Source organism: Pseudomonas sp. P9_35, from assembly GCF_034008205.1.
GTDB classification, from domain to species: domain Bacteria; phylum Pseudomonadota; class Gammaproteobacteria; order Pseudomonadales; family Pseudomonadaceae; genus Aquipseudomonas; species Aquipseudomonas kilonensis.
The window spans coordinates 1,163,392-1,174,600 of sequence record NZ_CP125373.1; the positions used below are offsets into that span (position 1 = coordinate 1,163,392).

General features: G+C 60.0%; 8 protein-coding genes, 1 other RNA gene and 1 pseudogene. All 10 read right to left on the reverse strand.

All coding sequences use genetic code 11. The features are described 5' to 3' along the window. On the reverse strand, positions 1–2,283 hold the full coding sequence (gene bcsB, locus QMK47_RS04940) for a cellulose biosynthesis cyclic di-GMP-binding regulatory protein BcsB (protein WP_320389892.1): 2,283 nt from the start codon (positions 2,281–2,283) through the stop codon (positions 1–3). Continuing rightward, positions 2,280–4,874, reverse strand: a complete 2,595-nt coding sequence (bcsA, locus tag QMK47_RS04945; RefSeq protein ID WP_253471534.1) for a UDP-forming cellulose synthase catalytic subunit — start codon at positions 4,872–4,874, stop codon at positions 2,280–2,282. The genes bcsB and bcsA overlap by 4 nt, the downstream gene beginning before the upstream one ends. Next, on the reverse strand, positions 4,871–5,593 hold the full coding sequence (gene bcsQ, locus QMK47_RS04950; protein ID WP_320389893.1) for a cellulose biosynthesis protein BcsQ: 723 nt from the start codon (positions 5,591–5,593) through the stop codon (positions 4,871–4,873). The genes bcsA and bcsQ overlap by 4 nt, the downstream gene beginning before the upstream one ends. Continuing rightward, positions 5,590–5,832, reverse strand: a complete 243-nt coding sequence (gene bcsR / locus QMK47_RS04955) for a cellulose biosynthesis protein BcsR (RefSeq protein ID WP_214512187.1) — start codon at positions 5,830–5,832, stop codon at positions 5,590–5,592. The genes bcsQ and bcsR overlap by 4 nt, the downstream gene beginning before the upstream one ends. After that, complete coding sequence (gene bcsG, locus QMK47_RS04960) at positions 5,802–7,430, reverse strand: cellulose biosynthesis protein BcsG (protein WP_320389894.1); 1,629 nt, start codon at positions 7,428–7,430, stop codon at positions 5,802–5,804. Before bcsG ends, bcsR begins: the two co-directional genes overlap by 31 nt. Continuing rightward, on the reverse strand, positions 7,417–7,608 hold the full coding sequence (bcsF, locus tag QMK47_RS04965; protein WP_320389895.1) for a cellulose biosynthesis protein BcsF: 192 nt from the start codon (positions 7,606–7,608) through the stop codon (positions 7,417–7,419). Before bcsF ends, bcsG begins: the two co-directional genes overlap by 14 nt. Further along, positions 7,605–9,146, reverse strand: a complete 1,542-nt coding sequence (locus tag QMK47_RS04970) for a BcsE family c-di-GMP-binding protein (protein WP_253471538.1) — start codon at positions 9,144–9,146, stop codon at positions 7,605–7,607. The genes bcsF and QMK47_RS04970 overlap by 4 nt, the downstream gene beginning before the upstream one ends. A gap of 600 nt (positions 9,147–9,746) precedes the next feature. Beyond that, positions 9,747–10,207, reverse strand: a pseudogene (locus tag QMK47_RS04975) (integrase arm-type DNA-binding domain-containing protein); the annotation flags it as partial. A 186-nt stretch (positions 10,208–10,393) separates the two neighbouring features. Next, positions 10,394–10,789, reverse strand: a transfer-messenger RNA (tmRNA) gene (ssrA, locus tag QMK47_RS04980). A gap of 94 nt (positions 10,790–10,883) precedes the next feature. After that, positions 10,884–11,162, reverse strand: a complete 279-nt coding sequence (locus QMK47_RS04985) for a hypothetical protein (protein WP_253471540.1) — start codon at positions 11,160–11,162, stop codon at positions 10,884–10,886. Positions 11,163–11,209: the final 47 nt, after the last annotated feature.

Here is an 11,209-nt window from a genome sequence, read left to right on the forward strand (position 1 = left end):
CTACTCCTGACCAGCCAGGCGACGACGGGCAGCCCAACGGAGTGCGCGCCACAGCAGGAATGCCGTCAGCAGCACACTGATGGTGGCCATGACCGCCAGCAGGATCGGGTGCTCGGACAATTGGTACCAGAGCAGCAGCCACCACGGAAGGTGGCCGACGAAGTACTGCTGGCCCACCCAACTGCTATCTACGCCACTGCTGCGGATCAGCGCCACAGAACCGGCAACGGCGTCCATTTTTCCCACGTCGCCCAGGGTGTCGCGCAGCAGTTGGTAATCGGCGTCATCGCTCGCCAGCAAGGCCACGATGCTGCGCTGTGGGTGATACGGCGACTGCAAGCCAACGATGGCGGCGATCGGCGCCTGGGCGCTGACTTCGATGCGGTTGGCAGCCAGGTCGCGTTCATCGCTGAACTGACCGGCGCGGGTCGACTTGCCGCTCTGCTCGTGGGACGGTTTGAGTAGCCAGGCACGCGTCTTGTCCAGCACCAGATTGGCATCGGCACCATCGCCCACGCCCGGCGCCATGGCGCCGAACACCAGCAGATCGACATCCGCCTTGGCGTCGTCCCAGTTGTCCGACAGCCGCAGGCCAAACGCTGGCAGGCCTGAGCGCGCAGAGATTCCGGCGATGGTCTCGAACACCGTACTCAGTTGCACAGCACTGCTGTGGGGCGGCACCATCACCAGGGTTTGCGACAGGTCAGCCATACGGCTGTATGGAAAACCGCTTCGGGCCAGGGCGCGCAGGTCGGGCATGGCGATGTAGTGATAGTAACCGGACAGGTCGATGGTCGACTCTTCATCAATCACTGCCTGGTTGTTCACCGGCAGTGAAGTCTGGCAACGGTCGCGCTGGGCACTGCCAAAGGTGCTGGCGAAGTTGAAGTCGAAACGCAGGGTGTTACGGTCGCCAATCTTCAGCGCTGGCACCAGCAACTTGTCGCTGTGGTTCGCCGACTCGTTGGACAACACCGCCAGGCGCAGCTCCTCCAGACGGCTGTCGGTCTTGCTTTGCAGTGCCAGGCTGGTGATGAACTGGTTGTTCAGGCTGATGCTCAAGCGCGATTCGTCGTTGACCGACGGTGGCGTGTAACGGAACTTGGTTTGCAGCCCAATCCCTTGGTTACGCCAGACGAACAGGTCAGGCGGCAGATTCACGTCCACCGTGATGGGACGTGGCTGCAGCCCGTTGGCCTGAAGCTGCTCGGGGTACTTGATCAACTCGGCGAAACGTACCGCGCGGTCCGTGCGCATCCAGTTCGGCGCGTCATAAGGCACCCGAGGCTTGAGCTGCTCGACCTTGTTGACCGTCACGCTCGAGCCTCGGAACGCGCCTGCGCCCAAGGCCAGGGCGCGGGCAGCTACAGCCAGGTCATCTTCATTGCGACCCAATACCAGCAACACTTTGCTGTAGGGATCCTGCGGGTTGTCGATCATCTGTACTACGGGTGCATCCACGGCCGGGAACTTGTCTGTGTCAGCCAGGAAGGACGGACGATGATCGTTGGTGGCAAAGACAATGGCCGACTTGGCGCGATGGTGTTCATCAGCGGGCGGCAGCTGGTCGAACAGAACGGGGAACTGCGCACCACGCCAAGCGGCCAGGCTGCCGAAATAGGACACCAGGATCCCGGCTGCACGCTGCTCGCCCAGGGTCGGCGCATCGGCCAGGACCATATTCAGGACCGGCTTGTCCTGGCCCCGAGCGTCGAAGAAAGGCATCGGAAAATAGGCCAGGTCGTTCTTGAGTGTGAGTGCCTGCTCCTGCAATTGGATCTGGCTGCTGCGCCCAACGTTCAGCCATAGCGTGCTGTTGGCTGGATCTTCACAGATATCGGTGTAGTGGCCGACGAACTCCAGGCGTATGCGGTTGAAGTCCGAAATCAGTCGCGGGTCCAGGGCTACCGATTGGTTGACCCTCTTACCCAATTGGTCCTTTTCGATCGGCACAACGCTCATCAGCACGTCGTTGAGATACACACGTAAATGCGAGATCTGAGGCTGCAGCGAAGGCGACGGCGTGTACTCCAGCTGCAGTTTCGCGTCACTGGCAATACGATCACGACGCAGGCTGAACTCGATCTGGTCGCTATTGCGGATGCCCAGCAATAGGCTGTCGGCGGGACGGCCCAGCTGTTCGAAGCTGTACGCGGTGTTCCAGCTCGGTACGTTGCTGGCCGCGGCTGGCGCGGCCGGCGCTAGTGCGGTGGCGGCCTGGGCACAAACGGTGGTCAGGAGCGCCAGACTGGCAACAAGGGTTTTGCTGAAGTAGCGGCTCATGGTGCGCTCACTGATCGAGAGTTGAGAGTCGGGGCAACTGCCGGCATGCGCGGCAGGAAACTGGCCAGCCAGCGCAATATTCGCAACGGCGGGCCGGCGATGCGGCGGATCCAGGCAGGCAGGTATTCGTAGAGGCGGTAGTAACCGGTGCCGCCAAGTTTGAGAATGTCCACAAAACTGTGCAGCGGGCGATCCGGGGTGAATTTCTCGCCCCAGTTGAGCCACGCGTCGGCGCGGGCAAACGTGCACTGCACAAAGTCGACTTTCTGTTGTGCATTGAGGCCCGTGAAGCTGATACCGATGAAGTGCTTGTGGCTGCGGCTGATATAGCCCGGGAACACGAATTCACGGGTGCCGCGCTGCATCATCAGCGAGATGCTCCCACCCACCGCCAGCGACTGTGGGGTGTCGAGTTGGATGCCTGCGCCACCGTCGGAATAGTCCTGCAACATGCCTGGATAACAGTGACCATTCTCAAGGCGTACTGCAGCGGGCAACTTGACGTATACCCGGTGGGTCTGGCGAACCTGGCGCACTTCAGCGGCGACCGCCATGGCGCCTCCGATGATCAGCAGGTTGTAGATCACCCAGAGAATACTCACCGCAACGGTGACGATCTCGTCGCGGGGGCCGCAGATCAGACGCCAGACGGCAAAACCCAGGCCGGTAATGTTCAGCAACGCCAGTAGCAGGTACGGCTGGGCGATTTTCCAGTCAAACTGGTTCTGCTCCATCAGGCCGCCCTTGGCGGTGACATTGAACTTGCCTTTGCTGGGGTTAAGCAGTGCCACGGTGGTAGGGCGCGCGATGTACCAAGCCAGGACGGTCTCGTACACCTCCCCCCAGAAAGTCCGACGATAGTCGCCCTGCAGCCGCGAGTTGGTGAGGCTTGCGTGGATCATGTGTGGTAGCACGTACAGCAGGATCATCAGCGCCGGGGCGTAGATGATGTAGGCATGCAGGAACAAGAACGCCAGCGGCGCCATCAGAAACACCAAGCGCGGCAGGCCGGCCAAAAAGTGCATCATCGCGTTGGCGTAACAGATGCGCTGGAAGAGGGTCAGGCCTTTTCCGAACAAGGGGTTGTCGGTGCGGAAGATCTGCGCCATGCCACGGGCCCAGCGAATGCGCTGGCCGATATGCGCTGACAGGCTTTCGGTCGCCAGGCCAGCCGCTTGCGGCAATTTGATATAGGCCGAGTTCCAGCCGTTGCGGTGCAGGCGTAGCGCCGTGTGGGCGTCTTCGGTAACCGTCTCGACGGCAAAGCCGCCAATCGCATCCAGCGCGGTGCGCCGCAGCACCGCGCATGAGCCGCAGAAAAACGCCGCGTTCCACATGTCGTTGCCGTCCTGAATCAACCCGTAGAACAACTCGCCCTCGTTGGGGTGCTCGCGGAATACATTGAGGTTTCGCTCGAAGGGGTCCGGTGACAGGAAATGGTGCGGGGTCTGCACCAGCGCGAGTTTCGGATCACGCAAAAAGCCCCCGGTGGTCATCTGCAGGAAAGAGCGCACAGGTATGTGGTCACAGTCGAAGATGGCGACCAGTTCGCCGTTCAGTTGCTTCAGCGCGTGGTTGAGGTTACCGGCCTTGGCATGACGATTGTCGCTGCGAGTGATGTAGCCCACGCCTACTTCGGCGGCGAACTGGCGGAAGCTCTCGCGTTTGCCGTCATCGAGAATGTAGATGTTCAGCTTGTCGGCCGGCCAGTCGATGCCCATGGCCGCGTACACCGTACCTCGCACGATCGACAGGTCTTCGTTGTAGGTCGGGATCAACAGGTCGACGCTCGGCCACAGGCGCGTGTCGCGCGGCAGCGGCGCCGGTTTTCGGCCCAAGGGCCAGCACGTCTGGATGTACCCCAGGATCAGCACTAACCAGGAATAAGTCTCGGCCACCAGCAGGATCATCCCGCACATCAGGTCCAGGGGCTGGTTCCAGTTCAGGGTCGAGGTGTAGCGCCACCACAGGTAACGGCACGAGACGATGGTCGACAGTACCACCATCAACAACGTCGCAAAGCGGCCCGGAACCCGCCGCACCAGCAGGGCCAAGCCCCACAACAGCAAGACGAATACCAACTGGGAGACGTAGCCGAAGGGCTCGGTGATGCACAGCAACGTAAAAGTGAAGGCGACGACACCGATGGCCGCGTTGATCAATCGTTGGCTGTGACGGTCCAGGCCTTTCCACCAATGGCTGCTCTGACGAATTTGCTGGCTGGACTCGGCGCGCTGGGGCAACGCTTCCAGCACCTTGCCAATCCACGTCCACTGCCGCAGGTACAGCGCTCCGACGCGTTTGAGCCAGGCTGGGGTCGACAGCGTCCACACCCGTGGCCTGGCCGGGCGAACCAGCAGTAGCCAGAGGCTTTGTACCGCATAGCGCAACGGATCGCCCAGGCTCGGCGCCTTGTCGCTCAGTTGTGGATACCAGCGCTTTGGCTGATCGAGCACTGCGCGCCAGTTCGGTGACTCCAGGCGCAACAGCAGCCATGCCAGGGCGTTCATTGTCGCCAGCAGCAACGCAACTGGCGGAGTACCGTCATAGCGCCGACGCAGGTGAGCGTAAGGGAAAATGCGAGCGATCATGCCGTCCCCATGCGTTGGGTCAGGCACCAGGTGGCCAGGCTCAGCACATCCTGGGCAACCAGACTGGCCTCGGAATAAGCCCCCACCGGCATCTTGAACGCCTGGGCTTCGCGCATCGCTTCATCCTGATGCACGTTGAGAGGCAGCAGGCGGGCACCATATTGTTTGCGCCAGATCAGCAGCAGGTCGCGCTGCAATTGGCTGACCGGGTCGAAGCGGTTGATCAGCAGATGCTCGCGGGGGGCTTCCTCCTGCTGCAACAGCACGTGACAGGCAGCGTCCGCCTCGACAATCTGCAGGCGCAACGCACAGGGTCCGACACAAGCATGACCGGGCAGTCGCAAGGGCACATCGAACAGGATCCAGTCAAAGTGCTCGGCAAGGGCGGCCTGTCGGCGGCGCCATAGATTCGGCTCGTTCAGCAGGCGCTGCTCGACGTGGTCCTGCTCTTCCCGTTTCAGGCGGCCGTAAGGCAACACACTCAATCCCGGTTCCACGGTCCAGGCCTGGGTGTTCCAGCCCTTACCTTCGATCATGGCGCGCGCCCAGCCACCGCGCTCGCCGATGCTGACACTGAAGTGCAGGCGAAGCAGGTTTTCCGGGCACATGTCGACCAGCAGCACGCGCTCGCCCAGGCTATGCAATGCATAGCCTGTGGCCGCCAGCAGCGAGCTGGTGCCGACACCGCCGCGCAGACCACGCAGGCTAAGTGTGGTCACGACAGCATCTCCAGTCCGGACTCACGTACCATCGGCAGGGCCGCCGGCTGCAGGCGTTCCATCTCTGCCAGCAGCGGCCAGCGATGCAGGGCCTTTTGCAATTCGATCTGTGCGGAGGTGTCCACGTAGTCCAGTTCGGGCAGCTCAAGCGCCAGTTTCAGGCGGGCGATGTCATCGGCACGATCCGCACGCGACTGCACCCGTGCCTTCACTTGAAGCGCTGTGGGTAAGGCAGCCATCCTGCTTTCTCCTTGATTCGTATGTAAGGTTTCCCGGCGTAGTCAACGACCACCGTGCCAGCGTTTTCGGAGACTGCCGCTGTCTGCGGCAGATTGCTCAGCAGAGCCGACCAGTCGAGACCCTGGCCATCCGCCTGGGGCTGGGCGCTATACAAGCGGCTGATGATTTCCGACAGGGCCAGGAAACTGCTCGGATCGGTGATGTGCAGGGGGGCAGAACCGGGCTTATGCCCCATGCCCACCAACTTGATGCCGACCGGCACGAGGGTAATGGACTGGCTCGGGATCTCGCGCATGCCGGCGATCTGCATACGGTCGCCATGCAGCGCCGCACCATGCTCCGGCACGATCACCACCACTACCCGACGGCCACTGAGTTCCAGTTGTTTGATGAAGCCATTGAGGTCATCGATCAGCCCTTGGGCAAGCGGTTTGTAATCGCTGCTCCTGGTGCCGCCATCAGCGGTCAGCGCACGGTTGCCGTCATGCAATGTGGTGGTGTTGTAGAACAGCGCCACGCGATCGTTCTCTTCTGCTTCGCGGTGCTTCCACCAGGAGTCCAGTACTTGAGCATCGCGCAGGATCGCTGAACCGTCGAAACCCACCAAGGCACGCGGTAATTTACTGGTACTGATCGCGGGCCCCGGCAATGACCCTTGGGCGCGGACTTCGTCAAGGAAGCCTTCGAACTGCCCACTGTGGTTGAGCATGACTTCGCTGGAAAAGCCCAGCTTGCTCAGGTCGTCCATCAACATGCACTGCTCCGGGGCGGTGCCATAGAGCTGGCTGTGCGGAACCTGTCCACAACTGGCGCGCAGCAGGCGGATCGCCGCCGGGCCGCTGTAGGAAGTGGCCGAGTTGAAGTTGTCGAAAATAACGTCCATCTGCTGGAACAGCGTGTTATCGCGCAGGCCCACGGTTTCCAGATCATCCCAGGACATGGAGCAGATATTGATCAGCAACAGGTCGAAAGGCTGCGCTGCAGAGGCCGCAGGCTTGAACTCCACCTGCCGTCCAGCCTCGGTGCTATAGAACTTCTGCAGGTAGGCTTCCAGTGTCGCGCTGTCCGGAGGGGCCGTGCTCACCGCTGCAATGGGAGCGTCACTGGCCGCCTCCGCGACCGGCTCGTTGCTGGGGTTCAGGGCTAGCACATTCGCGCTGGCCAGCCAGGCTAAACCCAGCACACTCAGAGTGGTCAGGCGCAGCCAGTGCCGGACGAAGACGTAGACCACCACCAACACAGCCAGCAGCGCACACAGGTTCCAGTCAATGAAACGACCCATCAGTTCGACCATGTATGCACCGCTGAAATCCAGCACGCCTGGCTGGCTCAGCAGGCGGCTGAAGGGCGGCAGCCAGGTGTCCTGGTAAAACAGCGCTACACCCACGGGGATCGCGATGGCTGTGCGCAGGATACGCAGATAACGATGCGGCAACGGCAGCAGCAACGCCGCCGCGAATACCAGGTTGGGCAATACCTGCAAGTTCAGGTAACCCGCCCACAGCAATGCGAACTTGAGGATGAAATACAGATTCCAGGGGCCCAGGCCCGGCCAGACGCGCACTGACGCCGGGGTAATGACTTCAAACTGGCTCATTGGGCTCGCTCTGGGCCGGGGCACGATGACGCACACCACGGGATTTCAGGTAACGCGGGGGCAGGAGACCCTGCACGACAGATAGAAAATGGCGACCGAACCTGATCAGTACCACGATCAGTGCCAGGGTCAGCAGGCTACTGAGGCCAATCGCCTGTATCAGCTGGGAATAACTCATGAACAAGGGTCCGTAATGGGCAGTGTGGTGCGTCGAGGCGAATAGGCAACACGGCCGGCAGCTTCGGCGGAGCTACCGGCCGTGCGTTCTTCTGCCAGAGCGAACGTGGGAGGCAGCAAGGGTGCCGCGAGGAAGTCCTCGCGCGGCAACGCTTCAATGCCTTGGAGAATCTGGAAACTGCTGAAAAGATCGCGCCAGGCGAGCCGACAGATATTCCCCAATGCGGGTTCCAGTCCGTCCGCGCGACAGCCAAACAGGAACAGATAAAAGGCACCGTTGACCACGCAGGCGACGTCACCGAAACGACGCAAGCCGATTTGACTCGAGTACTGCTCGATTTCCAGGCCACCGCGCGGCATCAGCTTGAGCAGTTGGTGGCTGATTTCTCCAGAGGCGCCGTTATAGACGCGCTCCACCATGCCGATGAATTCCCGGGGCGTTAACAGACCGCGCTCGGGGGGCGGCCGCAGACGTTCGAACAGAGACTGGAAGTTGGTGGTGTGGCTCCGGCGCCAGGTCTGGCCCTGGGCTCTGTCGATGATGCTGAAGAAGTGCGCCAGCGTCGTCCCATAGGGCACGGTGATGTTGGCACCGCAGGACACCAGCAAACGCTCGTCCCGATAACGCAGGCAGGGTTCCATCTCGCGGATGATGATCTTCAGTGCGATACCGCAGCGCTCGCGCAGGTCGTGAATCTGACGAGCCAACGCTTCGACGTGCAGATTGCTGTCGATGGCCACGATGATACTGGCAGCACGCGCGTGACTGGCTTGCTGGAGCAAGTCCTCGCGGCTCTCGAACAGCCTCCACTGATCCGACAACGGCGGCGAGCCTTCAAGCACAGAACGCTGGGTCAGGTAGATCCGCTGGTCGTCGGTATGGGGCACTTGCACATTGGCCTGCTCATTGACCGACAGCGCAAAACCGTCCACCAGCAACTCGAGCTCGAACTCCTGCCCGCTGCACACGCCCAGTTCGCTGCGCCAGTAGTGCAATTGATAGCGAATACCACCATCACGGCGATAGAGCTGAGCGAGCCCGGAGATCGTATCGTTGAGCCGCAACAAACCGTCATGCAGTTGAGGTGTCTGGCCATGGCTGATCACCAACAGGGAGCATTGGCGTGCGCCCAGCCATTGCCTCAGTGACAGGCAGCAATGCCGCAGCTGCGGCGCGACGTCGCCCTGCCATGCGCTCCCCGGCAGCATCAACACAATGGTAGTGCCGGCAACCGGAGCAGCACGGGTCAGCTCACCGACCAGCGATTTGAGGGTCAGGCCAATGTCGTCTTTGTTGATGTCAAACAGCTTCAGCTGACCAGGACCGGTATCTGCCGCCAGTTTCTGGGCCAGGTCCTGACTTGAATGTCCGCAGCACACTAACATCCCTTGCGCATGGGCCGGCATCGCTGCCAGGCACTGGATCGCCAGCGCGGCAGAGTCGCTCGCCTGATCCACTGCCACCCAATAGAGCCCGCTGTCACGTAACAAAATCTGCTCATCGCGCAGATGGCGGATGTCTAAGGTGACCTGACTCAAATGAAACTCCCTTTTCCTTTAAATCGGATGCGGCGCGATCAGCACCTTCCCTGGCGTTACAGTTTTTCAAATGCGTCACGTTTCTGACGACTAGCACAAGCTCTCCGAGCCGGGCTCAGTGTCAGACTTAGTCAGCATAAATAGGATGTTGCACTGCCAAGCAGCCCCCATGATGTTCAGGAAGCGAGCTTTCAAAGCAGTATCGAGCGGCTGGAAGAAGACGAAACATCGCATTCTCCGCCGATCACCCTTGCCAGACTCTCTTGTGCCTCGGTGACGGCGCGCAATTGTGATGAGGTCGGACTGATAGTGTCAATAAATTGTAACGAAATAGCTCAAATATTGTGCATAAACGGTTTGGCTGGAGATTTCGCCATTTTATTGGCGATTGGGCGGAGCCGCCTAATTTCAACGCGCTGATTTATACCGCTTGGGGAATGCTCCGCTGTACGCTGCTGGGTTCAAGGTGGGTCGCCGGCCGGCCGCTGAAACTCAACAGGTAAGGGGGCATCTCATTGCCGGGCAGAGCGGCCGCCTGATCACTCATCTATAACGCCAACGAGTAAACAAACCGCTTACCACGATTGTGAGGCGACCCCACATTCGGGCGCTGACTTCCGAGAGAGGCGTTGATTTCATGCTCGGAAACACATGCAGTGTGAGGGAGCGCCAAATGTCTTCGGCATACGCCGGCGTGACGGAATCCTTCTTCAACTCGAGCCCGGCGGTGGCGACGTTCTCGAAGGTGTGTTCTGTTTCTGCTCGTTTGGCTTTCTGCAGCTCATTGCGCTGAGCTTTTGGGTCGATGCCCTGTGCAAGCAGCTCTCTAGCCTCAACGTTTTCTTCCTTGCTTGCGCAAGAGAAACCTGGGGATAAGAGCCGAGTGCCATGTTGATTCGATTTTTGGTGACGGGATGCCGGTAGTTGAAATTCTACTGCGTCGAGCGATTGACCCAGACTCGCAGCTGGAGCCCGTCGCCATCGGTGAGGACGTAATCCTTGCCCTTCGGTTTGATCGCCTTGGGCTGGCGGTCGGAGAGGTGGGTGGTTTGAGCGCACATGAGATGTACTCCATGACACTTTTTGGTATTCCCAAGATTAGCCTCGGGTAGCCGGGAATACCGTTGGGAATACTAAATCACTTGGAGCTCAAAAAACTGAAAAGCCCCCAGCAGCCCTGAAAGCCCCGTATTTACTGAATTCCAGGCACAAAAAAAGACGTCCGTGGACGTCTTTAGATGATGAAGTGGTGGAGCCGGGGGGATTTGAACCCCCGTCCGCCAGTACTCCGCTGTCGGTACTACATGCGTAGCCGTGTCTATTAAGTTAACCCTCAGCGACCCGACGGGCAGGGTGCTTTGGGCGAGTTGTGTAAGTTTTAGCCGATTCGTCCACAACGTACTGCACGGCGATTCCGTTCTATATGACAATCACTTTGGGTTTACGGACATCCCCTAATGATTGCTGGACCCGAAGGTACCAGAAGCTCAGGTCTAAGGCTGCTTACGCAGCGATAGCGAATTCCTGGCCGTAGTTTTCGTCATTGGCAACTATAGAAGTTGCAACAGTGGATTTACGAGTTCTGTTACCAACTCGGCATGCACCTAAAGTTTCGCAACCGGCGTCGAATCCTAAACGGCCCCGAGCCTGACGCTTCGTGGATCTACTGAAGCGGCAAGCATCTGCAGTGTACGCCAATCCGCGTCTGAGGCCAACCCGAAGGTTGGCCCTCAGCGGTCAGGAGCTTTTACCGTCTTTGCTGACCTTCTGGATCTCCTGGATGGTCTGGGTGGTCTCGGAGATGCATTTCTCGGTGCCTTCCTTGGTGTTCATGGCTTGATGGGCCTTGGCTTGCTGGATGCTGGCCTCGACTTTAGCTTCTATATCCGAGCCCTGATACTGGGTCTTCGCGTTCTCGATGGTTTTCAGGTTGGTATCACAGAGATCGGCGGCAAACGAAGACGACGCCAGCATGGAGGCAGTGACGAACAGACCTAGCAGTACAGAGCGTTTCATGTGTCTCTCCTTGAACTGAGGGCCCAGGCATCGCTGGCCATCAGGAC

Bases quoted from the DNA above. Each gene is read 5' to 3' on its own strand.
- bcsB (WP_320389892.1), bottom strand. From the start codon at position 2,283: ATGAGCCGCTACTTCAGCAAAACCCTTGTTGCCAGTCTGGCGCTCCTG.
- bcsA (WP_253471534.1), bottom strand. From the start codon at position 4,874: ATGATCGCTCGCATTTTCCCTTACGCTCACCTGCGTCGGCGCTATGAC.
- bcsR (WP_214512187.1), bottom strand. From the start codon at position 5,832: ATGGCTGCCTTACCCACAGCGCTTCAAGTGAAGGCACGGGTGCAGTCG.
- bcsG (WP_320389894.1), bottom strand. From the start codon at position 7,430: ATGAGCCAGTTTGAAGTCATTACCCCGGCGTCAGTGCGCGTCTGGCCG.
- bcsF (WP_320389895.1), bottom strand. From the start codon at position 7,608: ATGAGTTATTCCCAGCTGATACAGGCGATTGGCCTCAGTAGCCTGCTG.
- QMK47_RS04985 (WP_253471540.1), bottom strand. From the start codon at position 11,162: ATGAAACGCTCTGTACTGCTAGGTCTGTTCGTCACTGCCTCCATGCTG.